Origin of the sequence: Streptacidiphilus melanogenes (assembly GCF_000787835.1) — a bacterium.
GTDB lineage: Bacteria > Actinomycetota > Actinomycetes > Streptomycetales > Streptomycetaceae > Streptacidiphilus > Streptacidiphilus melanogenes.
In genome coordinates, this window is sequence record NZ_BBPP01000058.1 from 1 (window position 1) to 26862 (window position 26862).

Below are 26862 nucleotides of genomic sequence, written 5' to 3' on the forward strand. Positions count from 1 at the left end.
GTCCAGCTCCGCGCACACCGCATCGAACGCCCCCGCGAACACCGGGAACGCCTCATACAACCCACGGCCCATCCCAGCCCGCTGACTCCCCTGCCCCGTGAACAGGAAAGCCGTCCGGCCGACCGAACCAGCGCTCCCCAGTGCCGCGCGAGCCGACGGCGCGCCCGCCGCCAGAGCCTCGATCGCGGCCAGCGCCTCGTCGCGGTCCCGGACGAGCAGCGCGGCCCGCTGCTTGAGGGCCGCGCGGGACGTGGCCAGCGAGAAACCCAGGTCCGCCACGTCGAGGTCGGCGTCATCGGCCAGCCGCTCCCGCAGGCGCGCCGCCTGGGCGCGCAGGGACGGCTCGTCGCGTCCGGAGATGACCAGGGGCAGCGGACGGCCCACCGGACCTGCCGCGCGCGCGACGGGCTCGACCACGGGCCCCTGCTCGACGATCACGTGCGCGTTGGTCCCGCTGACGCCGAACGAGGACACCGCCGCCCGGCGCGGCCGACCGGTCTCCGGCCAGTCCTGCGCTTCGGTCAGCAGTTCCACCGCTCCGGCCGACCAGTCGACGTGCGGGGTGGGCTCGTCCACGTGCAGGGTCTGCGGCAGCACGCCGTGGCGCATCGCCATCACCATCTTGATGACGCCGCCGACGCCCGCAGCCGCCTGGGTGTGTCCGATGTTCGACTTCAACGATCCGAGCCACAGGGGGCGCTGGCGGTCCTGCCCGTACGTCGCCAGCAGCGCCTGCGCCTCGATCGGGTCGCCCAGCCGGGTGCCCGTGCCGTGCGCCTCGACGGCGTCGACCTGGTGGCCGGTCAGCCGCGCGGACGCCAGCGCGGCGCGGATCACCCGCTGCTGCGACGGACCGTTGGGGGCCGTCAGCCCGCTGCTGGCGCCGTCCTGGTTGACGGCGCTGCCGCGCACGATCGCCAGCACCGGGTGCCCGTTGCGCTGGGCGTCGGCGAGCTTCTCGACGAGCAGCATGCCGACGCCCTCGCCCCAGCCGGTGCCGTCCGCCGCAGCCGCGAAGGACTTGCAGCGGCCGTCGGCGGCGAGCCCGCGCTGGCGACTGAAGTCGATGAAGGCGTTGGGGGTGGACATCACTGCGACGCCGCCGGCCAGGGCCAGCGAGCACTCGCCGGCGCGCAGCGCCTGGATCGCCCAGTGCAGTGCGACCAACGAGGACGAGCAGGCCGTGTCGACGGTGACCGCCGGACCCTCCAGACCCAGCGCGTAGGCGACCCGGCCCGAGGCGACGCTCCCCGAGTTGCCGTTGCCGAGGTAGCCCGCGACCCCCTCGGGCACGTCCCACAGCCGCGAGGCGTAGTCGTGGTACATCACACCCGCGAACACGCCGGTGGCGCTGCCGCGCAGCGAGTCGGGGTCGATGCCCGCCCGCTCGAAGGCCTCCCAGGACGTCTCCAGCAGCAGCCGCTGCTGCGGGTCCATCGCCAGCGCCTCGCGCGGCGAGATGTTGAAGAAGCCGGGGTCGAACTCGGCGGCGTCGTGCAGGAAGCCGCCCTCACGGGTGTACGAGCTGCCGGGCTGCTCGGGGGCGTCGTCGGCCAGGGCGCTCAGATCCCAGCCACGGTCGACCGGGAAGTCGGAGACGCCGTCGGCGCCGGTCGAGACGAGCCGCCAGAGGTCCTCGGGAGAGCGCACGCCACCGGGATAGCGGCAGGCCATGCCGACGATGGCGATCGGCTCGGGCTCCTGCTCCTCCAGCTCGCGCAGCCGCCGACGGGTCTCACGCAGATCGGCGGTCGCCCGCTTGAGGTAGTCGAGGAGCTTCTCTTCGTTCTCCACGTTTTCCGTCACACCCCTGAACCGGCCGTGAGGGTCCTGCCGGTCACCGTGCGACGTCTGAACGCGTCGTCGAGCGGACCGGGCATGACCATCAATTGATCGACCACCAATTGATTCGTGATGAATAGCGCGCGCCCGCAGCTGTCCGCCCGCCCGGGAACAATCCCCGACTTTTCCGACGCCGGCGTTCCCGGTGGACCAGTGGAACATCAATTGCTGCTCCGCCACGCTAGCAGCGGCCCACAACCGGAGGCATCCCCTACCCTCCCCCTAACCCCCCTGTTTCAAGGGGCGGCAGATCGCGCAAGGCATGCCCGAGTGGCGCCCATGCTATACATGGTCCACGCAATTCCGTGTCCCTTTTCATCCGGCGCATGACGTCGTATCAGGGTGCGCGTGAACTCTCGCCGCGCAGCTCTCATGCCGCCGTTGTCGCGTCCCGGCCGATTCGCAGGCATCAATGAATACAGCACGCGCACCACAGGACGTGGATTCCGCCGTCGTCGTCGACCGGCTGGTCAAGAGATATCGCAATCGCGAACAGCCGGCGGTGGACGATCTCAGCTTCCGGGTCAGTCCCGGCGAGGTGTTCGGGCTGCTCGGCCCGAACGGCGCCGGCAAGTCGACCACGGTCGGCGTCATGACCACCCGGGTGGCCCCGACCTCGGGGCGGGTCACCATCCTCGGCGTCGACGTGGCGGCCGACCCGGCCACCGCCCACCGGACCTTCGCGGTCGTCCCCCAGCGCATCAACCTCGACCGGTCGCTGACCATCCGCCAGAACCTGCTCTTCCACGCCGGCTACCACGGCATGCGCCGGGCCGAACGCGCCCGGCTGGCGGACGGGAGCCTGGAGTGGGTGGGGCTCACCGACCACGGCAAGGCCCGGGTGGACGAGCTGTCCGGCGGCCAGGCCCAGCGGGTGATGATCGCCCGCGCGCTGATGCACCGGCCCCGGGTGCTCTTCCTGGACGAGCCGGCCACCGGCCTCGACCCGCAGTCCCGTCTCTTCATCCACGAGCGGGTCGCCGAGCTGAGCGCCGGCGGGGTCACCGTGGTGATCACCACGCACGACATGGAGGAGGCCGCCAAGCTCTGCGACCGGGTCGGCATCGTCGACCACGGCAGGCTGCTGGCGCTCGACTCGCCCCAGGCGCTGACCGAGTCGCTGCGCGGCACCGGCAGTCTGACGGTCTCCCTGCGCACCCCCGACCCGGAGGATCGCAACGACGTGGTCCGGGCGCTGGAGAAGATCGGCGGAGTCGAACGGGTCGAGCCCGTCGGACCCGCCGACACCGGCGCTGACGAGGACGGGGCCGCCGCCACCGCGCCCGACCCCGACGCCGTGCGGCTGCGGATCTACACCGCCGGGCGTCCGACGGCGGCGCTGCCGGCCGTCGTCGGCGTTCTCACCGAACTGCACTGCGACCTCGACGACGTGTCCCTCGGCAAGCTGACCCTGGAGGACGTCTTCATCGAACTGACCGGGAGAGAACTCCGTTGAGCAGCACCGCACCCACCCTGCCCCTCGGCGGCGGCGACAGCCACAGCGCCGCCGCCCGCCCCGGAGCCTCCGCGGCCCGGGCGTTCTTCTTCATCCTCTGGCGGGACGTCTTCGTCACGGGCCGTGAACTGGTGCCGTTCCTGGCCCAGGTCGTGGTGGAGCCGTTCTTCATGCTGTTCGTCTTCGGCAAGGTCCTGACCGGTCTCGGCTACGCGGGCCACGGCTTCCAGCAGGTGCTGCTGCCCGGTGTGGTGGCCCTGAGCGCCTTCCTGGTGGCCCTGCAGAACACGGCCTTCCCGCTCATCGTGGACTTCTCCTTCACCAAGGAGATCGAGGACCGGCTGCTCTCACCGATCCCGCTCGGCCTGGTCGCCGTGGAGAAGCTGGTCTTCGGGGCGTTGCGCGGCATGATCGCCGCCGCTGTGATGGTCCCGATCGGCTTCCTGCTCCTGAACGACGTGTCCTGGCCGCTGTCGAGCCTGCTGCCGGTCGTCGGTGTGCTCGTGCTCGGCTCACTGGCCGGCGCCACGCTGGGGATGACCATCGGCACGGCCGTCGAGTCGCGGCACATCAGCATCATCATCACAGTCGTCCTGACGCCGCTGATGTTCACCGGCGCCACCCAGTTCCCGTGGTTCGGCCTCGCGAGCGTGCGGCCGTTCCAGGTGATCTGCGCGCTCAACCCGCTGACCTACGTCAGCGAGGGGATGCGCGCCGCCCTGATCCCGCGTTCCCAGCTGCACTCGATCCCGCTCTGGGCCGACGCCGTCGCGCTCACGGCGGCCTGCCTGCTGTACGGGCTGCTCGGCATCCGCGGCTTCCGCAAGCGAGCACTGGACTGACCACCGTGGAGGTGTGGAGAAACCGTGACCCAAGCAACTGACCCCGCCGCGACCTCGGCCCAGGCGTCCGTGCCTGGGCCTGCGCCGGAGTCGTCGACGTCCGGACGGCCGCCGAACGGCTGCGAACCGTTCGCCCTGCGGCCGGTGGCGATCATCGCCGGCGTCCTGACCCTGGCGCTGCTGGCCACCAGCGCCCGCTACGGCTACTACGGCGACGAGCTGTACTTCCTCGCCGCCGGAAAGCACCCGGCCTGGGGATACGTCGACCAGCCACCGCTGGTGCCGCTGCTCTCGCACGCGCTGGACTCACTGGCCCCGGGCAACCTGGTCGTCCTGCGCCTGCCCGCCACGCTGCTGAGCGGAGCGGGCGTGGTGCTCTGCGCGCTGATCACCCGGGAGTTGGGCGGACAGCGGCGAGCCCAGCTGCTCGCTGCGGGCGCCTTCGCGGTGTCGCCGATCGTCGTGGTCTTCGGCCACCTGCTGATCACACCGACCCTGGACGTCTTCTTCTGGACCCTGATCAGCTGGCTGCTGGTGCGCTGGATCCGGCTGCGCGACGACAAGCTGCTGCTCTGGCTCGGCCTCGCGGCGGCGCTGGGGCTGCAGAACAAGTACCTGGTCGGTGTCTTCCTGCTCGCCCTGCTGGTCGCGGTGGCCGCGGTCGGTCCACGCGGGCTGCTCACCCGGCCGGCACTCTGGGTGGCCGGCGTCTTCACGGTGCTGGCGACGACGCCGAGCCTGCTGTGGCAGGCTCAGCACGGCTGGCCGCAGTCGCAGATGACCAGCGTGATCGCCGCCGAGGACGACCGCCTCTTCGGCGGCCAGGCGCTGTTCCTGCCCCTCGCGTTGGCCTTCGCCGGCTTCCCGCTGATGATTCTGCTGTGTGCCGGACTGTGGCGGCTGCTGCGGATGGAGGAACTGCGCACCTATCGGTTCCTCGGCTGGGCCGCCGTCGGCACGACGGCGTTCTTCCTGGTCACCGACGGCCGCCAGTACTACGTCGCAGGACTGTTCCCGGTCCTCTGGGCCGCGGGGGCGGTCTCGCTCCAGCACCGGCCGGCCGCGCGCGGCTGGCGCTGGGCGTTCAGCCGGGTGGCCTTCGTGATCTCCGCGCTGGTCGCAGTGGCCGAGCTGCCGCTCTACCCGCTCGGCTCGACCACGGGCGCCTTGCAGGCCGTCAACTTCGCCGCCGCCGACACCATCGGCTGGCCGCAGCTGTCCCGCACGGTCGCCGTCGCCTACCGCGCGCTTCCCGCTGACGAGCAGCGACGGGCGATCGTCGTCGCCGACACCTTCTGGGCCGAGGGCGCGCTGGAACGCTACGGTCCGGCCCTGGGCCTGCCGAAGGCCTACAGCCCCCAGCGCGGCGCGTGGTACTTCGGGCCGCCGCCGGACACCGCCGCTGTCGTCCTGTACGTCGGCGGCGACGAGGCCAAGCTGCGCACGGAGTTCGCCTCCGTGCGCCAGGTGGGCACCGTCGACAACGGCTACGGGGTGAAGAACAGCCAGCAGGGCAAGCCGCTCTGGCTCTGTCAGGGACCGCACACACCGTGGTCCGAGCTCTGGCCGTCCCTGCGCGAACTCGCCTGACCCAGCACCGCCTCGCTGCGGCCCGCCGGCACCCGCCGGCGGGCCGCAGTGCGTTCCGGGCCGGGTGCACAGGCGGCCAGTCTCACCATCCACGGAGTGGTTCTCGCCCCCACGCGGCGGAGCCGCACGTCGGTAGAGCCCCGCGCCCCTGACCCTCCCTCGCTGCAGCGCTCATCTGGCCACAGCGGAGAGACAACCGTCCCCTTGGACCGGGACGGTGCTTCGGTCCAAGGGGACGGTCGGTCTCTCGGGCGTCAGCCGCCCTGGGTCTGGAGGGTCAGGACAGGCCCAGCTCCTCGTCCAGCAGACTGAAGAGCTCATCGGCCGTGGCCGACTCGAGCTCGGCGTCGGCCGCCGGGTCGGCGGCCGCAGCGGACTGCGGGCTGCCGGACTCGGTCCACATCGACAGCAGGGTGCGCAGGCGGGTGGTGACGGTCCGGCGCTCCTCGTCGTCGGCGTCGAGGGTGGAGAGGATCGACTCCAGGCGGTCGAGCTCCGCCCCGATCGGGAGCGCAGGCGCGATGCTCAACTCGTCCTGGCGGGTTTCCTCGCGCAGGTAGCCGGCCAGGGCCACCGGCGTCGGGTAGTCGAAGATCAGCGTGACCGGCAGCCTCAGCCCGGCCAGCGTGCCCAGGCGGTTGCGCAGGTCGACAGCGGTCAGCGAATCGAAGCCCAGCTCGACGAAGCCACGTTCCGGCTCGATCGCCCCCGCGGTGCCGTAGCCCAGCACCGCGGCCACCTGCCCGCGCACCAGGTCCAGCAGCAGGCGGTCCCGCTCGGCGTCCGGCAGGCCGCGCAACTGCTCGGTCAGGGAACGCTCTTCGGCCACCGCCGCACCGCGCGAACCGGCACCGGCTGTGGCGGCCGGGCGGCGCGCCGGGATCCGGACCAGCCCGCGCAGCAGGTGCGGCACCAGCTCGGGGTCGCCGTGGGCGCGAAGGACAGCCACGTCCAGGCGCATCGGAACCAGCACCGGGTCCTCCAACCCGGCTGCCAGGTCGAAGAGTTCCAGCCCCTCCTTCGGCGGCAGCGGGGCGAATCCGGCCCGGACCAGCCGGGCCACGTCCGCCTCGCCCAAGCCGCCCGCCATGCCGCCGCTCGTCTCCCACAGGCCCCAGGCCAGCGAGCCGCCCGCCAGGCCCCGCGCCTTGCGGTGCTGGGCCAGCGCGTCCAGGAAGGCGTTGGCGGCGGCGTAGTTGGCCTGCGCCGACCCGCCGAAGACGCCCGCGGACGAGGAGAACAGGAGGAAGGAGGAGAGTTCCTGGTGCTGGGTCAGCTCGTGCAGGTTCCAGGCGGCGTCCACCTTCGGGCGCAGCACGGCCTCCAGGCGCTCCGGAGTCAGCGCGGAGAGCACTCCGTCGTCGAGCACGCCCGCGGTGTGGACCACCGCGGTCAGCGGACGGTCACCCGGCACGGTGGCGAGCAGCGCGGCGAGCGCCTGCCGGTCGGCCGCGTCACACGCGGCGACCTCGACCTCGGCGCCCAACTCGGCGAACTCGGACAGCAGTTCCGCCACACCAGGTGCGTCAGCGCCGCGTCGGCTGGTGAGCAGCAGGTGCCGGGCACCGTGCTCGACCACCAGGTGCCGGGCCACCAGCGCGCCCAGCGCACCCGTGCCACCCGTGATCAGGACCGTGCCGAGCGGGTCGAGCAGCGTCGCCCGCTCGGTGGGCGCAGCAGGCACCCGGCCCAGCCGGAGGCCGCGCAGTTCCCCGGCCCGGACGGCGAGTTGCGGCTCACCGGAGGCGAGCGCCGCAGGCAGCGCACGCCACGGGTCGGCGTCCGCGTCGAGGTCGACCAGGACGATCCGGCCGGGGTTCTCGCTCTGCGCCGAACGCAGCAGCCCCCAGACGGCGGCGTGCACCAGGTCGGTGACGTCCGCACCCGCGTCGGTCGCGACCGCGCCCCGGGTGACGACCACCAGCGGCGTGTCGGCGAGCCGGTCCTCGGCCAGCCAAGCCTGACCGAGTTCCAGGACGCGCCGGACGGTCGCGCGTGCCGCCTCGGGCAGATCCGTCGCGGAGGTCTCCGGCGCCAGGCACGGGAGGACCACCGCCTCGGGCAGCTCCTCACCCGCCAGCAGCGCATCGAGGTCGGGGTACATCGGGACACCCACGGCCTCGGCATGCTCGCCCAGCACCGCCCAGTGCCCGTTCGGCACACCGGCAGCGGCGGACAGCGTCACCCACTCGGGGCGGAACAGCGACTCGTGGAAGGCGGCCTGCGCGGCCTGCAGTTGCTCGGCCGACACGGCCCGCAGAACCAGCGCGTCCACCGACGCCACGGGACGACCGGTCTCGTCCGCCAGCTCCAGCGACACCCCGTCCGCGCCCGCGGGCGTCAACCGCACCCGCAGCGCCGAGGCACCAACCCCGTGCAGCCGGACCCCGCTCCAGGAGAACGGCAGCCTGGCCCGACCGGCGTCCCCGTCGGCCTGAGCCACGACGCCGCCCAGGCCGACGCCGTGCAGCGCGGCATCGAGCAGGGCCGGGTGCAGACCGAACGCCGAACCGTCCAGCAGCTGCCCGCCCAGCCGCTGCCCGCCCAGGCCCGGCTCCGCCGGGGACGGCTGGATCTCGACGAAGACCTCGCCGTCGCGTCGCCAGGCCCGCCGCAGCCCTCGGAAGAGCGGGCCGTACTCCAGACCGGCCGCCGCCGCGCCCTCGTAGAGTCCGGTGGTGTCGACGGGCTCGGCGCCGGCCGGCGGCCACACACCAAAGTCGAAACCGGCCGGCTGTGCACCGGAGGCGAGCAAGCCGGTCGCGTGCCGGATCCACGTTTCCGCTTCCGGCGCGTCCTCCAGCCGCGAGTACAGGCTCAGCGGACGGCAGCCCGACGCGTCCGACGCGCCGACCGTCACCCGCAGCTGGACCCCGCCACGCTCGGGCAGGACCAGCGGTGCGGCCAGGGTCAGTTCCTCCAGCAGGTCGCAACCGACCTGCTCACCGGCCCGCACGGCCAGCTCGACGAAGGCCGTCCCCGGCAGCAGCACCGAGCCCATCACGGCATGGTCGGCCAGCCACGGCTGGGTCGATAGCGCGAGCCGACCGGTGAAGACGAAACCGGCGGAGTCCGGCAGCTCGACCGCCGCGCCGAGCAACGGGTGGCCGGTCGGCTCGACGCCGACCGTGGCCAGGTCGCCGACGGAGATGCCCATGTCCAGCCAGTAGCGCTCCTTCTGGAAGGCGTAGGTGGGCAGGTCGACGCGCCGGGCGTCGGTGCCCGCGAAGACCGCCGACCAGTCGAGCCTGACCCCGCGCACGTAGAGCTGGGCCAGCGCGGTGGTGAAAGTCTCCGCCTCGGCACGGTCGCGACGCAGCACCGGCGCGAACACCGCGTCCGCGGTCACGCAGTCCTGGCCGAGCGCGGAGAGCGTCCCGTCCGGACCGAGCTCCAGGAACGCACGGACCCCTTCGCCCTCCAGGGCGCGGACCGCGTCGCGGAAGCGGACGGCCTCGCGGACATGCCGCACCCAGTACTCGGGCTCGGTCAGATCGGCCGACCGGTCCAGCGTGGAGACGATCGGGATCTGCGGCTCGTGGAACTCCAACCCCTCGACCACCATGCGGAACTCGTCCAGCATCGGGTCCATCAGCGGCGAGTGGAACGCATGACTGACCGTCAGCCGCTTCGTCTTGCAACCCTGGGCCGCCAACTGCTCGGCCACAGCCAGCACGGCCTGCTCGGCACCGGAGATCACCACCGAGGCCGGGCCGTTGACCGCCGCGATCCCCACCTCATCGGACAGCAGCGGCAGCACCACGTCCTCGGACGCCTGCACCGCCACCATCGCACCACCCGACGGCAACGCCTGCATCAACCGACCACGCGCCGCCACCAACCTCGCAGCATCCGCGAGCGACAACACCCCCGCGACGTGCGCAGCCGCGATCTCACCGATCGAATGCCCCGCCAGAAAGTCCGGTGTCAGCCCCCACGGACTCCACGAGACGGAACAACGCCAACCTCAAGAGCGAACAACGCCGGCTGCGTACACGCCGTCTCATCGATCCGCTCACCCGCGAACACGACATCCCTGAGCGGCAGCTCAACCTGCCCCTCCAACTCCGCGCACACCGCATCGAAGGCCGACGCGAACACCGGGAACGCCTCATACAACCCACGGCCCATCCCAGCCCGCTGACTCCCCTGCCCCGTGAACAGGAAAGCCGTCCGCCCGCCGGTGACCGACCCTTGGACCAGCCCGGCACCGGCCGCCAGCGCCTCCAGTCGGAGCAGGAACTCCTCCCGCCCGCCGGCCACCACTACCGCCCGCTGCTCCAGCGCGGCACGCGAGGTCGCGAGCGAGTACCCGACGTCGACCGGCCGCAGCTCGGGCTGGTCCGCGACCAGCGCGTGCAGCCGGGCCGCCTGGGCGCGCAGCCCGGGCTCGCCCTTGGCCGACAGCACCCAGGGCAGCAGGGTCCCCGATGCTTCCGGCGCGGACGGCGCCTCGACGGCCTCCGCAGCGTCCGGCGCCTGTTCCAGCACCGTGTGCGCGTTGGTGCCGCTGATCCCGAAGGAGGAGACGGCGACCCGGCGCGGGCGCCCGGTCTCCGGCCAACTGCGCGCCTCGGTCAACAGCTCCACTGCACCGGCCGCCCAGTCCACCTGCGGCGAGGGCTCGTCCACGTGGAGGGTCCGGGGCAGCACGCCGTGGCGCATCGCCATCACCATCTTGATCACACCGGCGACGCCGGAGGCCGCCTGGGTGTGGCCCAGGTTCGACTTCACGGAGCCGAGCCAGAGCGGCCGGTCGGCGGAGTGTTCGCGCCCGTAGGTGGCCAGCAGCGCCTGGGCCTCGATCGGGTCGCCGAGCGAGGTGCCCGTGCCGTGCGCCTCGACCGCGTCGACCTCGTCGGCCGTCACGCCCGCGTTGGCCAGCGCGGCGCGGATGACCCGCTGCTGCGAGGGACCGTTGGGGGCCGTCAGGCCGTTGCTCGCGCCGTCCTGGTTGACCGCCGAGCCGCGCACAACCGCGAGCACCGGGTGCCCGTTGCGGCGCGCGTCCGAGAGGCGCTCCACGAGCAGCATGCCCGCGCCTTCACCCCAGCCCGTGCCGTCGGCCGCGGCCGCGAAGGACTTGCAGCGGCCGTCCTGGGCCAGGCCGCGCTGGCGGCTGAACTCGACGAACGTGCCGGGGGTGAACATCACGGTGACGCCACCGGCCAGCGCCATCGTGCACTCGCCGCTGCGCAGCGCCTGCACCGCCAGGTGCAGGGCCACCAGCGAGGACGAACAGGCCGTGTCGACGGTGACCGCCGGACCCTCCAACCCGAAGGTGTAGGCGACGCGTCCGGAGACGACGCTGCTGGAGCTGCCGGTGCCGAGGTAGCCCTCGACCTCGTCGGGAGCGGCCCGCAGGCGGGTGCCGTAGTCGTGGTACATCACGCCCGCGAAGACGCCGACGGAGCTGCCGCGCATGGCCGCCGGGTCGATGCCGGCCCGTTCGAAGGCCTCCCAGGTGGTCTCCAGCAGCAGGCGCTGCTGCGGGTCCATGGCCAGCGCCTCACGCGGGCTGATGCCGAAGAAGGCCGGGTCGAAGTAGCTGGAGTCGTGCAGGAAGCCGCCCTCGCGGGTGTACGAGGTGCCGGGGGTGTCCGGGTCCGGGTCGTAGAGGGCGTCCAGGTCCCAGCCGCGGTCGGTGGGGAAGGTCGAGATCCCGTCGCGTTCCTCGGCGATGAGCCGCCACAGCTCCTCGGGCGAGCTGACCCCGCCCGGGTAGCGGCAGGCCATCGCGACGATGGCGATCGGGTCGTCGTCCGCTCCTGCCGAGCGCCCGGTCGCCGGAGTCTGGGCGGCCTCAGCCACAGCGCCCAGCAGTTCGTCGCGCAGGTGACCGCTGAGCGCGGTCGGGTTCGGGTAGTCGAAGATCAACGTGGCGGGCAGCCGCAGACCGGTGCCGGTGGTCAGGCGGTTGCGCAGCTCGACCGCGGTGAGCGAGTCGAAGCCCAGCTCCTTGAAGGCCCGTTCGGCGTCGACGGCTTCGGCCCCGGCGTAGCCGAGGACCGCGGCGATCTGACGGCGGACCAGGTCGAGCAGCGCCTGCCGCTGCTCGCCGACGGGCAGCGGGGCCAGCCGGGCGACCAGCTCGGGCTCGCCGGGGGAAGCCCCCGCACCCGCCGTCTCCACGGCCCGGCGCATCGGGAGCCGGACCAGCCCGCGCAGCAGCGGGGCCACCCCCGCTCCGGCTGCCGCCTGTTCCCGCAGGGTGACCGTCCGCACGTGCATCGGCACCAGGACGGCGTCCTCGCCGCCGTCTCGCAGCGCGGCGTCGAAGAGGGCCAGGCCCTCGGCCGAGCTGAGCGCGCCGAGGCCTGAACGCTCCATCCTGGCCCGGTCGTTGTCATCGAGGTGGCCGCTGACTCCGCTGCTCTGGGCCCACAGGCCCCAGTCCAGCGAGGTCGCCACCAGGCCCGTCGCGCGGCGGTGGCGGGCGAGTGCGTCCAGGAAGGCGTTGGCCGCCGCGTAGTTGCCCTGGCCGGGACCGCCGAAGAGACCGGCGGCCGAGGAGAAGAGCACGAAGGCCGACAGATCCATGTCGGCGGTCAACTCGTGCAGGTGCCAGCCGCCGTCGACCTTGGGCCGGAGCACGCCCTCGACCCGCTCGGGGGTGAGGGCGGAGAGCACGCCGTCGTCGGTGACGCCCGCGGTGTGCACCACGGCCGTCAGCGGACGCCGCAGTGAGCCCAGCAGCCCGGCCAGCGCCTCGCGGTCGGCCGCGTCGCAGGCCGCGATCTCCACCTCGGCGCCCAGTGCGGTCAGCTCGGATCGGAGTTCGGCGGCGCCGAGGGCGTCGGCGCCGCGTCGGCTCGTGAGCAGCAGGTGCCGGACGCCGTGCTCGGTCACCAGGTGCCGGGCGAGCAGCGCGCCGAGCGCGCCCGTGCCGCCGGTGACCAGGACCGTCCCGGCCGGGTCGAAGACGGGGGCCTCGGCCGCCGAGTCCTCCACCCGGGCCAGTCGCAGCGCGTACGCCACGCCTTCGCGGATCGCCAGCTGCGGCTCCTCCGCCGTCAGAGCGACGGTCAGGGCCCGCTGCGAGGCGGCGTCCTGGTCCGTGTCCACCAGCACGATCCGCCCGGGGTTCTCGGTCTGCGCCGAGCGCAGCAGGCCCCAGGCCGACGCGTGGGCCAGATCGGTGACGTCCGCGTCCGTGCCGATGGCCACCGCGCCCCGGGTGAGCACCACCAGCGGGGTGTCGGCGAGCCGGTCTTCGGCCAGCCAGGCCTGGGCCAGCGCGAGCACCCGGTTCACGGTCGCGCGCACCGCCTCGGGCACGTCCGCCACGGTGTCGTCCGCACAGCAGGGAGCGACCACGGCCTCGGGCAGTTCCCCGGCCGCCAGCAGCGTGTCGAGGTCGGCGTATGCCGCCACGTCGCCGCTGAACGCGCCCAGGACCTCGACGTCGCCGCCCAGCACCGCCCAACGTCCGGTCGCCACCGGGGCGGCGCTCGGCAGGGCCACCCAGTCCGGACGGAACAGCGACGCGTGGAACGCGGCCCGCGCGGCGTGGACCTGCTCCGCCGAGACCGCTCGCAGCACCAGCGCGTCCACGGAAGCGACTGGCTGGCCGAGCTCGTCCGCCAGCTCCAGCGACACCCCGTCCGCTCCGGCCGGCGTCAACCGCACCCGGAGCGCCGAGGCGCCGACCGCGTAGAGCGACACGCCCGTCCAGGAGAACGGCAGCCTTCCCTGCCAGTCGGTGTCCTCGGCTCCGGCCAGACCGAGGGCGTGCAGGGCGGAGTCGAGCAGCGCCGGGTGCAGCCCGAACAGGCCCGCGTCGGCCTCGGCCTGCTGCGGCAGGCGCACCTCGGCGAAGACCTCGCCGTCGCGCCGCCAGGCCCGGTGCAGGCCCTGGAAGACCGGTCCGTAGTCGAAGCCGAGCTCGATCAGGTCCTGGTAGCGGCCGTCGAGGTCGACCTCGGTCGCGCCGGACGGCGGCCACTGCTCCGAACCGAGGTCGAAGTCGGCCGTCCGCGCACCGGAGGTGAGCAGGCCGGTCGCGTGCCGGGTCCAGGCTTCCTCGGCCGGGACGTCCTCGCGACGCGAGTGCAGGCTGAGCGCGCGGCGACCGGTCTGGTCCGGCGCCGCCACGGTGAGGCGCAACTGCACCCCGCCGTGGTCGGGCAGGACCAGCGGCGCGGCCAGCGTCAGCTCCTCCAGCAGGTCGCAGCCGACCTGCTCACCGGCCCGCACGGCCAGCTCGACGAAGGCCGTCCCCGGCAGCAGCACCGAGCCCATCACGGCGTGGTCGGCCAGCCACGGGTGGGTGCTGAGGGCGAGCCGGCCGGTGAACACGTAGCCGCCGGAGTCCGGCAGTTCGGCCGCCGCACCGAGCAGCGGGTGGTCGGTCGTGCCGAGACCGGCCATGGTGACGTCTCCGGCGCCCAGCGCCGGGACGTCGGGCCAGTAGTGCTGCCGCTGGAAGGCGTAGGTGGGCAGGTCGACCCGGCGCGCGCCCTGACCGGCAAAGACCGCGTGCCAGTCCACGGGCGCGCCCTGGACGTACGCCTGGGCGAGGGCGCCGGCCAGCGTGCGCGCCTCGGGACGGCTCGCGCGCAGCGCCGCCGCGAACACCGCCCCCGGCTCGGCCACGCACTCGGGTCCGAGGGCGGACAGCACCCCGTCCGGGCCCAGCTCCACGAAGGTGGTGACGCCTTGGCGCTCCATCGTGCCCACCGCGTCGAGGAAGCGGACAGCCTCCCGAACGTGCCTCACCCAGTACTCCGGGTCGGTCAGCGCCGCCGTCCGGTCCAGCGTCGAGACGATCGGTATGCGCGGGGGGTGGAACTCCAGCCCCTGCGCGACCGCGCTGAACTCCGCCAGCATCCCGTCCATCAGCGGCGAGTGGAAGGCGTGGCTGACCGTCAGCCGCTTGGTCTTCCGCCCCTGCTCCGCGAGCTGTGCGGCCACCTCCTGCACCGCCGCCTCAGCACCCGAGAGCACCACCGACGACGGCCCGTTGACCGCGGCGAGACCCACCTCGGCCTCGCGGCCTTCGAGCAGCGGCACCACCTCGTCCTCGGACGCCTGCACCGCCACCATCGCACCACCAGCGGGCAGTGCCTGCATCAACCGACCACGCGCCGCCACCAGCTTGGCCGCGTCCGCCAGCGACAGCACGCCCGCCACGTGCGCGGCGGCCAGCTCCCCGATCGAGTGGCCGGCCAGCACGTCCGGACGCAGGCCCCACGACTCGACGAGGCGGAACAGCGCCACCTCGACGGCGAACAGCGCGGGCTGCGCGTAGCCGGTCCGGTGGATCAGGTCGCCCTCGGTCGCGAACATCACGTCCCGCAACGGGCGGTCCAGGTGCTGGTCCAGGTGCGCGAGGACCTCGTCCAGCGCGTCCGCGAAGACGGGGTGGATCTCGTACAGCTCCGCGCCCATGCCGAGCCGCTGGCTTCCCTGGCCGGTGAAGAGGAACGCCGTCCGGCCCAGCCCGGCGGTGCCCTCGACCAGCTCCGGCGCCTCCTCCCCCGCGGCCAGCGCGGTCAGCGCCCGCAGGTGGCCCGCGAGGTCCTCCGCGACCACGACCGCCCGGCGCTCCAGCGCGGCGCGGGTGGTCGCGAGCGACCAGCCGACGTCGACCGGGCGCGCCTCGGGCTCCGCCGTCAGCCGGTCACGCAGCCGCTCCGCCTGGGCGCGGAGCGCTCCTGCGTCCCGCGCGGACAGCGGCCACGGCACGACGGGCGCCGTCACGGTCGCCTCGACGACCGGTTCCCCTGCGGCCTCCGGCTCCTGCTCGACGATCACGTGCGCGTTCGTCCCGCTGACGCCGAAGGACGAGATCGCCGCCCGGCGCGGCCGCCCGGTCTCGGGCCACTGCCGCGCCTCGGTCAGCAGCTCCACCGCGCCCGCCGACCAGTCGATGTGCGTCGACGGCCGGTCCACGTGCAGCGTCTGCGGCAGCACGCCGTGCCGCATGGCCAGCACCATCTTGATGATGCCCGCGACACCGGCCGCGGCCTGGGTGTGGCCGATGTTGGATTTCACCGACCCCAGCCACAGGGGGTGTTCGCGGTTCTGGCCGTAGGTGGCCAGCAGCGCCTGGGCCTCGATCGGGTCGCCCAGCGAGGTCCCCGTGCCGTGCGCCTCGACCGCGTCCACCTCACCGGCCGTCAGCCCGGCCGACGCCAGCGCCTGACGGATCACCCGCTGCTGCGACGGACCGTTCGGCGCCGTCAGACCGTTGCTGGCGCCGTCCTGGTTCACCGCACTGCCGCGCACCACCGCCAGCACCGGATGACCGTTGCGCCGCGCGTCCGAGAGCCGCTCCACCAACAGCATGCCGACGCCCTCACCCCAGCCGGTACCGTCCGCAGCGTCGGCGAAGGCCTTGCACCGGCCGTCGGCGGCGAGTCCGCGCTGACGACTGAAGTCGACGAACGCTCCCGGGGTGGACATCACGGTGACGCCGCCGGCCAGGGCCAGCGAGCACTCGCCGTTGCGCAGCGCCTGGATCGCCCAGTGCAGTGCGACCAGCGAGGACGAGCACGCGGTGTCGACGGTGACGGCCGGGCCTTCCAGCCCCAGGCAGTACGCGACGCGTCCGGACATCACGCTGGCGGCGTTGCCGGTGCCGAGGAAGCCCTCGGAGCCGTCCGGTGCGCTGAGGATGAGCGGCAGGTAGTCCTGCCCGTTGGTGCCGGTGAAGACGCCCGTCCGGCTGCCGCGCAGCCCGGCGGGGTCGATGCCGGCCCGCTCGAACGCCTCCCACGAGGTCTCCAGCAGCAGCCGCTGCTGCGGGTCCATCGCCAGCGCCTCACGCGGCGAGATCCCGAAGAAGCCGGGGTCGAAAGCGCCGGCCTCGGCCAGGAACCCGCCCTCGCGGACGTACGAGGTACCGGGGTGCTCGGAGTCGGGGTCGTACAGGGCGTCCAGGTCCCAACCGCGGTCGTCGGGGAATCCGGCGAGTGCGTCGGTGCCGGACGACAGCAACCGCCAGAGCTCCTCGGGCGAGGAGACCCCGCCGGGGAACCGGCAGGCCATGCCGACGATGGCGATCGGGTCGTCGTCGTCCGCGCGGCCGGGAGCCGTCTCGGCGGAGGCGGTCTCCGGTACGGACCCGAGGAGTTCTCCGCAGAGCAGCTCGGCGAGGGCCGTGGCGTTGGGGTAGTCGAAGACCAGGGTCGCGGGCAGCCGCAGACCGGTGAGCGCGGCGAGCAGGTTGCGCAGCTCGACGGCGGTCAGCGAGTCGAAGCCCAACTCGCGGAAGGCGCGGGCCGGTTCGACGGCGTCCGAGTCCGGGTAGCCGAGCACCGCGGCCACCTGCGCGCGGACGAAGTCCAGGGCGAGGCGGCCGCGTTCGCCCTCGGTGGCGGCGGCCAGGCGCTGTCGCAGCGAGGAGCTGTCGGTCTGCTCGCCGTACTCCGCCTCCGCGTCGGCCAAGGCCTTGACCGCCTCCGGCAGTTCGGCGAAGAGGGTGCTGGGCCGGATCGCGGTGTACTGGAGCGCGAAGCGGTCCCAGAGGATGTCCACCACCAGCGAGAACGTCTCGTCGCGGTCCAGTGCGTGCTGCATCGCGGCGATCGCGAGATCCGGCGCCAGGGCCGGAACGCCGCCACGGTGCAGGCGCTCGGTGACCACGTCGTCGACCGCCATACCGCCCTCGGCCCAGGCGCCCCACGCCATCGTGGTGGCGGGCAGCCCGGCGGCCCGGCGCTGCTCGGCGAGCGCGTCCAGGAACGCGTTGGCGGCGGCGTAGTTGGCCTGACCCGGGCCACCGAAGGTACCGGCGAAGGAGGAGAACATCACGAACGCCGACAGGTCGAGCCCACGGGTGAGCTCGTCCAGGTTGACGGCCGCGTCGACCTTGGGCCGCAGCACACCGGCCAGCCGCTCCGGGGTCAGCGCGTCCAGCACACCGTCGTCCAACACACCGGCCGCGTGCACGACGGTGGTCAGCGGGAACTCGGCGGGCAGCGCGGCCAGCAGCTCGGCGAGCGCGGCCCGGTCGGCGACGTCGCAGGCGGCGACGGTCACCCGGGCGCCCAGCGCGGTCAGTTCGGCCTCCAGCTCGGCCACGCCCGAGGCGTTCCGGCCACGTCGGCTGGTCAGCACCAGGTGCTCCGCGCCGGCGCGGGCCAGCCACCGGGCGACGTGAGCGCCGAGCGCTCCGGTGCCGCCGGTCACCAGCGCCGTACCGCGCGGGTTCCAGCCCGCCGCCGGGGCCTCGCCGCTCGGTGCGCGCAGCAGGCGGCGGGCCAGCACCCCGGAGGGACGGATCGCCAGGTGGTCCTCGTCGCCGAGGCCCCCGAGCACGGCGACGAGTCGGCCGAGCGCGCGCTCGTCGGCCGTCTCGGGCAGGTCGACCAGGCCGCCCCAGCGCTCCGGGTACTCCTGCGCCACGACCCGGCCGAGGCCCCAGATCTGGGCCTGGCCCGGGTGCTCCAGCCGGTCGGAGCGGCCCGTCGAGACCGCCCCCTGGGTGGCGCACCACAGCGGCGCCTCGATGCCCGCGTCCCCGAGCGCCTGGACCAGCGCGAGGGTCCCGGAGAGGGCGGCGGGCACCGACGGGAGTCCGGGGTGCGGGCTGTCGTCCAGCGCGACCAGGGAGAGCACACCGTCGAGCGGCTCCCCGCCCTCGGGCCGCGCGGCGCGCAGCCGTTCGGCCAGCACGGCCCGGTCGGCGGTCGTGGGCGCGTCGAACTCGACCCGGTGGACGGTCACGCCTCGCTGCGACAGCGCCCGCTCGGCGGCAACCGGCCACTCGTGGTCCCGCTGTGAAGCCGGAACCACCAGCAGCCAATGGCCGGTGACGCCCGCACGCGGTGCCTCCGTGGTCGGCCGCCAACCGATGCGGTAGCGCCAGCCGTCCACGGTCGAACGGTCGCGGCTCTGCCGACGCCAGGCGGTCAGCGCGGGCAGCACCGAGCTCAACGGCTGGTCGCCGTCCAGGTCGAGGGTGGCGGTGAGGGCCTGCAGGTCGCCGCTCTCGACGGCCTCCCAGAACCGGGCGTCCACCGCGTCGGTGCCGGCCGGACCGGCCGTCGCGGTCTCGGCCCAGGCGGCGGCGGTGGGCCAGTAGCGGCGATGCTGGAAGGCGTAGCTCGGCAGGTCCACCCTGCTGGCGCCCCGGCCGGCGTAGAACGCCCGCCAGTCGACGACCACGCCGCGCACCTGGGCCTGAGCGAGGGCGAGGGTGAGCGTCCGTGCCTCGGCGCGGTCGCCGCGCAGCACGGGCGCGAACACCGCGTCCTCGGTCACGCAGTCCTGGCCGAGCGCGGAGAGCGTGCCGTCCGGACCGAGCTCCAGGAAGGTGCGGACACCCTCTCGCTCAAGGGTCGCGACGGCGTCGCGGAAGCGGACCGCCTCACGGACATGCCGCACCCAGTACTCGGGGGCCGTGAAGTCGGCCGACTGATCCAGTGTCGAGACGATCGGGATCTGCGGGGCGTGGAACTCCAAGGACTCCGCGACGGACCGGAACTCGTCCAGCATCGGGTCCATCAAAGGCGAGTGGAACGCGTGACTGACCGTCAGCCGCTTCGTCTTGCGACCCTGCTCCGCCAACTGCTCGGCCACAGCCAGCACGGCCTGCTCGGCGCCCGAAAGCACCACCGACGTCGGGCCGTTGACCGCCGCGATCCCCACCTGATCGGACAGCAGCGGCAGCGCCTCGTCCTCGGACGCCTGCACCGCCACCATCGCACCACCCGAAGGCAGCGCCTGCATCAACCGACCACGCGCCGCCACCAACCTCGCAGCATCCGCGAGCGACAACACCCCGGCCACATGCGCCGCCGCGATCTCACCGATCGAATGACCCGCCAAGAAGTCCGGCCGCACACCCCACGACTCCACCAGGCGGAACAGCGCCACCTCGAGAGCGAACAACGCCGGCTGTGTACACGCCGTCTCGTCGATCCGCTCACCCGCGAACACGACATCCTTGAGCGGCAGGTCCAGCAGCCCGTCCAACTTCGCGCACACCGCATCGAAGGCCGCCGCGAACACCGGGAACGCCTCATACAACCCACGGCCCATCCCAGCCCGCTGACTCCCCTGCCCCGTGAACAGGAACGCCGTCCGGCCCTCCACCACCGAGCCCCGGACGACGTTCGCCTCCGGTTCGCCCGCCGCCAGCGCCCCGAGCCCGCGCAGGAACTCCTCGCGGTCGGCGGCCACCAGCACGGCCCGGCGCTCCAGCGCCGCCCGGCCGGTCGCCAACGAGTGACCCACGTCGAGCGGTTCGAGTCCGGGCTCGGCCTCCAGCCGCTCCCGCAGCCGGGTCGCCTGGGCGCGCAGCGCCTCCTCACTCCGGCCGGCCAGCGGCCAGGGCAGCACGGCGAGCGCCGGGACCGCCGGCTCGGCGTCCGTCGCAACGTCCGCGTCCTCGACGGCGGGCGGCTGCTCGATGATGGTGTGCGCGTTGGTACCGCTCATCCCGAACGAGGAGATGCCGACGCGACGCGGCCGCCCGGTCTCGGGCCACTCCCGTGCCTCGGTCAGCAGTTCCACCGCGCCGGCCGACCAGTCCACGTTGTGGGTCGGCTCGTCGACGTGCAGGGTCTTCGGCAGCACGCCGTGGCGGATCGCCATCACCGTCTTGATCACACCGGCGACGCCCGCGGCGGCCTGCGTGTGCCCGATGTTGGACTTCAACGAGCCCAGCCACAGCGGGCGTTCGCGGTTCTGGCCGTAGGTGGCGAGCAGTGCCTGCGCCTCGATCGGGTCGCCGAGGCGGGTGCCCGTGCCGTGCGCCTCGACGGCGTCGACCTCGTCGGGGGTCAGCCGGGCGCTGGCAAGCGCCTGGAGGATCACCCGCTGCTGGGACGGACCGTTCGGCGCGGTCAGGCCGTTGCTGGCGCCGTCCTGGTTGACGGCGCTGCCACGCACGATCGCCAGCACGGGGTGACCGTTGCGGCGCGCGTCCGACAGCCGCTCGACCAGCAGCATACCCGCGCCCTCGGCCCAGCCGGTGCCGTCGGCGGCGTTCGCGAAGGACTTGCAGCGCCCGTTGGCCGCCAGCCCGCGCTGGCGGCTGAAGTCGATGAAGGTGCCCGGGGTGTTCATCACCGTGACACCGCCGGCCAGGGCCAGCGAGCACTCGCCGTTGCGCAGCGCCTGCACCGCCAGGTGGAGCGCCACCAGCGAGGACGAGCAGGCCGTGTCGACCGTCACCGCCGGGCCCTCCAGGCCCAGGCTGTAGGCGATCCGGCCGGAGACGACGCTGGCCGCGTTGCCGGTGCCGAGGTAGCCCTCGACGTCGTCCGTGGAATTCATCAGGACGGCCAGGTAGTCCTGACCGCTGGTCCCGGCGAAGACGCCGACCCGGCTGCCGTGCACCGACAGCGGGTCGATCCCGGCCCGCTCGAAGGCCTCCCAGGACGTCTCCAGCAGCAGCCGCTGCTGCGGGTCCATCGCCAGCGCCTCACGCGGCGAGATCCCGAAGACGGTCGGGTCGAAGTGCGCGAGGTCGTGCAGGAAGCCGCCCTCGCGGGTGTACGAGGTGCCGGGGTGGTCCGGGTCGGGGTGGTAGAGGTTCTCCACGTCCCAGTCGCGGTCGGCCGGGAACTCCGACATCGCGTCCTCGCCGGCGGCGACCAGCTGCCACAGCTCCTCGGGCGAGGCCACCCCGCCCGGGAACCGGCAACTCATCGCGACGATGGCGATCGGTTCCTGGTCCTTGGCCTCCACCTCGCGCAGCCGCAGCCGGGTCTGGTGCAGATCGGCCGTCACCCGCTTGAGATAGCCGCGGAGTGTCTCTTCATTCGCCATTTAACGTGACCTCATTACGGCGTTCCGGCTGCCGATCTGCGGTGGGGCCGCTTGCGATCGAGTCAATATCCGGCGTCACGCTAAGGCTGCCCCAACGGGCCGCCAACCCCTACCCAACCCCTAGGTGACGTCGGACGATTCGTCGCGGAGCGGGCGGATCCGGACTCACGGCGAATAGGGGTGAACCCGGTTCCGAACAGGGGTCGAAGGGGTCGAACAGGAGGCTGTTCGGGGTTCGGCGGATTTCTCGTGCTGCCTAGGCTGGCATCTCAGCAAGGTATGCGAACCAGTCCGCGAACCGGCTGCACGAATCGCATGTGGAATGCGAGCGACATCCATCGGGGAGATGTGTTGAACGACAAGCCTCAGACGCCCGAGCACCGTCTGGAGATCGACCGGTCGACGGCCCCCGGCCGGGAACCGGGGCCGATCGACCTCCGCCGGTACTACGCGCACCCCGCCTACTCGGGCATCGCGACCTTCATGGGTGTCCCGTACTGCCTCAACCAGGAGGACCTGCGGGCCGGGAACGTCGACGTCGCGGTGCTGGGCATCCCGCTGGACGCCTCGGTCGGCCACCGTGGCGCGTCCTACGGGCCCCGCATGATCCGCTCCGACGAGCGCTACGTCTTCAACACGCCCGAGGCGATGATCAACGCCAGTACCCGGATCAACCCGTTCGACGTGCTCAAGGTCGTGGACTACGGCGACGCGGCGGTGGACCCGTTCAGCACCGCGAACTCGATCGGCCCGATCCGTGCCCTGGTCCGCGAGATCGCCGAGGTGGGGGCGGTCCCAGTGCTGCTGGGCGGCGACCACTCGCTGCTCTGGCCGAGCGTGGGCGCGCTGGCCGACGTCTACGGCCCGGAGAAGATCGGCGTCATCCACTTCGACGCCCACCCCGACTGCCACGACACCATGCTGGGCCACAAGGTGACCCACAGCACCCCGATCCGGCGGATCATCGAGGACGAGAAGATCCCCGCGGGCAACGTGGTCCAGGTCGGGCTGCGCACCGTCACCGGCCCGGACAACCAGCTGTTCAACTGGATGCGCCGCCAGGGCATGAAGTCGCACTTCATGGCCGAGATCGAGCAGATCGGCTTCCACGCCGTCCTCGACAAGGCGATCGCGGAGGTGCAGGAGAACGCCGAGTTCGTCTACCTGTCCCTGGACATCGACGTGCTCGACCCGGCCTTCGCCCCCGGCACCGGCACGCCCGAGCCGGGCGGCCTGACCAACCGTGAGCTCTTCCCGGCCTTCCGCCGGATCTGCCACGAGACCAAGGTCATCGGGATGGACGTGGTCGAGGTCGCGCCACACCTGGACGCCGGCTACTCGACCACGATGAACGCCCGCCGCGCCATCTTCGAGGGCCTGACGGGCCTGGCCATGAACCGCCTGAAGATCACCGGCCCGAACTACCTCAACCCGATCGTGTCCGGCCAGGTCAAGTTCCCGATGGGCTGAGGCCCGACACGCGGGCCCGGTCAGCCCTCGGCTGTGGCCTGCGCCGGTGCGAGACTGAGGGCGTCCCTCGGCCGATGGTCGCCCCAGTCAGGAGGCAGTGATGAACACCTCCCCACTCCCAGTCGGCCGTGTGGCGCACCGGGTGCGGCACCTCGCTCACGCGCCGATGGCCGTGGTGCCCGTCAAAGCCCGCAGGACCGATCTCGTCCCCGAACAGTGATTCGGTCAGGTCGCAGCTCGTGAGGCTCCTGCGTCGTGTCCTGCTCGCCGTGGCCGGTGTGTTGCTGCTGGTGGTCGGCGTCGCGCTGCTGGTGCTCCCCGGGCCGGGGATGCTCCTCGTCTTCGCCGGACTGACGGTGCTCGCGACGGTCGTGCCGAGCCTGCAGAGGTTCGTCGACCCGGTGCGACGTCGTGCGATGAAGGCGATGGCCGACAGTGTCGCTTCTCCGTGGAGGACGGCCGGGACCGCGGCCCTCGGTGTGACGCTGGTCGTGGCCGGAGTGTTGTGGGGACTGGTCGCGGACCTGCCCTTCGGTGGCTGGGCGGCTGGTTCCTCCCTGCTGCTGTCCGGGCTGGTGGTGCTCGGGCTCCTGGTTTACAGCCTGCGGCAGGCGAGAGACCAGGGTGAGAACCGTGGCACGCACGAGGAGTGACGACCACGGTGGTCGACCGGCGCAGCACCGCTGCCCCTGCCAGGTTCCCCGCCGGCCGGCCGGAGTCCGGTCGACCCTCGTCCTGGGTACCGCTCAGCCCTGGAACCGGCTCCGGAAGGGATGGCACCGGGGCGACGGCTTGCCACGCGCCCGGCTCCACTGCCGTGCTGTGGAGCCCGCACAGCGCGGGGTGCCGCCGAAGGCGTTGGCGGCGGGCGCACCCGTGGCAGATCGTATGCTCGGTCCATGGTCGAACGGCGCGCGGCGGGCAGGGCGGAGCGAGGGCCGGGGCGCCCGCGTGAGGAGCGGGTGACGAGCGCCGTCCTGAGCGCGGTCATCGACCTCGTGGTCGAGAACGGGATGGATGCGCTCACCATGGACGCCGTGGCGAACCGGGCCGGGGTGAGCAAGCCCGCGATCTACCGCCGCTGGCCCACCAAGCAGGATCTAATCATCGCGGCGGCCGAGAGCCGCGTCGGCGAGCTGTTCGTTCCGGACCTGGGCGACTTCCGTGCCGAGCTGCGCGAGGTGCTCACCGCGCGCTTGGCGGCCTACGAGCTGCCGGGGACGGACCGGTTGCTCGTCGGCATGATGGCGGCGGCCGGAGAGCCAGGGGCCGTTCGCGAGCAGTACGCCGACTACACCAACCGGGTCATGGGCCAGACCCGGCGCATCCTCGAGCGCGGGATCGCCCGCGGCGAGGTGCGGCCGGACGTCGACATCCGGTCGGCGGCCACGCTTGTGGCAGCGCCGTTGATCCATCGGATCGTGGCCGAGCGCGAGCGGCCCGACGCGCGCTTCGTGGACGACATCGTCGACCTGGTCGCGCGCGCGGTCGCCATCGCCCCCTGAACCCACCGGGGACCGGGGCCGGGTCACAGCAAATTCTTCCTCCTCGCCTCTTGCGGCCGCGCGCCTGAATATCGACACTTCCGGTAACGATTTTCCGATCGACCCCCGGAGGACCGCATGACAACGGCGCCGCCCACCTCGCAACCGATCCTCGGCAAGCCGCTGATCCACTTCGGTCGCAGGGTGCTGGAGCGCACCGCGCCGGGCACGCCGCCGACGACCTACCGGTCCGTGGAGATCACCCCCATGACGCCGCACATCGGGGCCGAACTCACCGGCGTGGACCTGTCCCGGCCGATCGGCGAGGAACTCGCCGCGGAGCTGCGGCAGGCCCTGCTGGAGTGGAAGGTGATCTTCTTCCGCGACCAGCACGGCCTGGACACCGCGGCGCACCACGCGCTGGCTGCGGTGTGGGGCACGCCCGAGCCGAACCCGTTCTTCCCGAAGGGCGACGCCGTCGGGGTCTCCCGGCTGGCCAAGGACGCCACCGCCGTGGGCCAGGAGAACATCTGGCACAGCGACCACTCCTTCATGGCCGCGCCCGCCTTGGGCTCGGTGCTTCGTGCCGTCGAGGTGCCACCGTCGGGCGGCGACACCATGTGGGCCGACATGGGCGCGGCCTACGACAACCTCAGCGAGGAGTTGAAGCAGCGCGTCGAGGGGCTCACCGCGGTGCACGACTGGGTGCCCACCTGGGGCTCCTTCATGACGGAGGAACAGATCGCGGCGCTGCGCGGCTCACTGCCACCGGTCGAGCACCCGGTCGTGGTGCGGCACCCGCGCACGGGTCGCCGGACCCTCTACGTGAACGAGCCGTTCACCACGCGCATCGCCGGACTTCCGGAGCACGAGAGCCGGGAACTGCTCCACATGCTGGGCCTGCAGGCGCGGATTCCGGAGTTCCAGGTGCGCTTCCGGTGGCAGCCGGACTCGATCGCGATCTGGGACAACATCGCCACCCAGCACTACGCCGTCAGCGACTACTACCCGTCCCGACGCGTGATGGAGCGCATCGCGATCGCCGGCGTCCCGCTGTCCTGACCCACGCCGACCGTCAACCGCCGTCCGGCAACCCCAGGCAGTCCGGCCGTCCGTCGGCGGATGCACAGTCGAACTGCCCTGTCACGCAGTCGTCTTGAGTGTCTCGTCGAGCCAGTCGTAGATGCGGGCCTGGGACAGGCGCATGGCCCCAGGGTGGCAGTGGGCGCCCGCTCCCTCCTCCGAGGTGAACACCATCAGGGTCCTGGGGCAGGTCAGGTGGTCGTAGAGCTGCTGGGGCTGGCCGTCGAAGAACATGTCCTCGGCGGCCTCGCAGACGAGGGTGGGGCACTGGATCTGCTCGGCCACGCCGTCGGCCAGGGTGTAGTCGAGGTAGGAGGCGTTGAAGGCCCTGGGGGTGTCGACGCCCATGACGTACATGCCGTGGTTGATCGCCCAGCGGGCGATCGGGTCCCTGCTCATGATCTGGTCGAGGGCGGCGTCCAGTTCGGGGGCCGAGTCCGCGCGCAGAAGCCGTTCCGCTGCCAGGCGGCCCCCGGGGATGTTGCGGACGGCGGTCTGGCCGAGGTCGTAGAGCCCGTCGACGGCTATGAGGGCGGCCAGGCGGTGTTCGAAGGCGGCTGCGCGGGGGGCGAGGATGCCGCCCATGCTGATCCCGAGGAGTGCGATACGGCTGTTGTCGACCTCGGGCAGGGTTTCGGCGAAGTCGATCACGGGCGTGATGACGTTCTCCCAGTCCGGGCGGAAGACCAGGCCCTCGTGGTGCCGAGGTCCGGGCATGCCGGGGCCGTCGAAGACCAGCACGGTGTAGCCGCGCTCGACTCCGGCCATCGCGCCGAAGAAGTGCAGCTCCTCGGCGGTGCCGTCGAAGCCGTTGTGCATGATCAGCGTCGGCCGCGGCGTCCCGGAGTCGTCGGCCCGGTAGAGGTAGCCCGGCAGGGTGGTGCCCTGGTACGGGATGCGGACCGGCTCGATGCGCGGGGTGGTGTACAGGGCCGCGGCAGCCTCGAAGCACTGCACGGAGCGGTCGTAGGCGTGGTCGTGGCGGGGGTCGCAGGGGTGACCGTGCAGGAAGAACTCCGCGGACCGGTAGTAGTTCGACGCCCGCAGGAACCCGTCCCGGGCGCTCACCCGGTGGCCGGCCGCCAGCGCCTTCTCGGCCTCACGGGACACCCGGTCCGCGGTGGCCAGCCACTCGACGTACCAGCTGTCGTAGTCGCCCTCGGTGATCCGCTCAGCCGTGGCGACCACCTCGCCGAAGTCCGCACCGCCGTAGGCGATGTGACTCATCGACCGCAGGGTCTCGTACCAGAACTGGATGTTGTTCGGGAACAGCAGCTGCTTCATCGAACACTCTCCTTGCCCCTCAACTCGTAAGCACAGATTTGTGCTTACGAGTTGAACTGTAGGCCCCGCGGGCACCAGAAGCAAATAT

At 72.6% G+C, this 26862-nt stretch carries 11 protein-coding genes; 7 read left to right on the top strand and 4 right to left on the bottom strand.

Annotated elements, in window-relative coordinates:
* A partial coding sequence (locus TR49_RS35745; RefSeq protein WP_042389762.1) for a type I polyketide synthase occupies positions 1-1794 on the bottom strand: 1794 nt, incomplete at its 3' end.
* A gap of 487 nt (positions 1795-2281) precedes the next feature.
* Between TR49_RS35745 and TR49_RS35750 the strand changes: the two genes are divergently transcribed.
* The 3 genes from TR49_RS35750 to TR49_RS35760 are packed head-to-tail and all read left to right on the top strand — an operon-like array spanning position 2282 to position 5730.
* Positions 2282-3298: an ABC transporter ATP-binding protein gene (locus TR49_RS35750; protein WP_042389764.1), complete on the top strand. Its 1017-nt coding sequence runs from the start codon at positions 2282-2284 to the stop codon at positions 3296-3298.
* Positions 3295-4140 carry an ABC transporter permease gene (locus TR49_RS35755; protein WP_236653679.1) on the top strand — a complete coding sequence of 282 codons (846 nt, stop codon included), beginning with the start codon at positions 3295-3297 and terminating at the stop codon, positions 4138-4140. Before TR49_RS35750 ends, TR49_RS35755 begins: the two co-directional genes overlap by 4 nt.
* 24 nt (positions 4141-4164) lie before the next feature.
* A complete protein-coding gene (locus TR49_RS35760) occupies positions 4165-5730 on the top strand; it encodes an ArnT family glycosyltransferase (RefSeq protein ID WP_201776274.1) in 1566 nt (521 codons plus the stop codon).
* A 277-nt stretch (positions 5731-6007) separates the two neighbouring features.
* On the opposite strand, the gene TR49_RS43345 is transcribed toward TR49_RS35760, so the two are convergent.
* Entirely contained in the window at positions 6008-9661 is a 3654-nt protein-coding gene (locus tag TR49_RS43345; RefSeq protein WP_369405362.1) for an SDR family NAD(P)-dependent oxidoreductase, read from the bottom strand.
* The gene (locus TR49_RS35765; protein WP_268874152.1) at positions 9658-21414 is read right to left on the bottom strand and encodes a type I polyketide synthase; all 11757 of its coding nucleotides are present in this window, start codon (positions 21412-21414) and stop codon (positions 9658-9660) included. Before TR49_RS35765 ends, TR49_RS43345 begins: the two co-directional genes overlap by 4 nt.
* A gap of 390 nt (positions 21415-21804) precedes the next feature.
* Between TR49_RS35765 and TR49_RS35770 the strand changes: the two genes are divergently transcribed.
* The 4 genes from TR49_RS35770 (at position 21805) to TR49_RS35785 (ending at position 25469) form a co-directional block, all read left to right on the top strand.
* Positions 21805-22923, top strand: a complete 1119-nt coding sequence (locus TR49_RS35770) for an agmatinase family protein (RefSeq protein WP_236653680.1) — start codon at positions 21805-21807, stop codon at positions 22921-22923.
* A 239-nt stretch (positions 22924-23162) separates the two neighbouring features.
* A complete protein-coding gene (locus TR49_RS35775) occupies positions 23163-23576 on the top strand; it encodes a PGPGW domain-containing protein (RefSeq protein ID WP_162484691.1) in 414 nt (137 codons plus the stop codon).
* Positions 23577-23885: 309 nt separating this feature from the next.
* Entirely contained in the window at positions 23886-24428 is a 543-nt protein-coding gene (locus TR49_RS35780) for a TetR/AcrR family transcriptional regulator (protein WP_236653681.1), read from the top strand.
* A 117-nt stretch (positions 24429-24545) separates the two neighbouring features.
* Positions 24546-25469, top strand: a complete 924-nt coding sequence (locus TR49_RS35785; RefSeq protein ID WP_042389768.1) for a TauD/TfdA dioxygenase family protein — start codon at positions 24546-24548, stop codon at positions 25467-25469.
* An 81-nt stretch (positions 25470-25550) separates the two neighbouring features.
* Here the strand turns inward: TR49_RS35785 and TR49_RS35790 are convergent, their stop codons facing one another.
* Positions 25551-26774 carry an alpha/beta hydrolase family protein gene (locus TR49_RS35790; protein WP_042389770.1) on the bottom strand — a complete coding sequence of 408 codons (1224 nt, stop codon included), beginning with the start codon at positions 26772-26774 and terminating at the stop codon, positions 25551-25553.
* Positions 26775-26862: the final 88 nt, after the last annotated feature.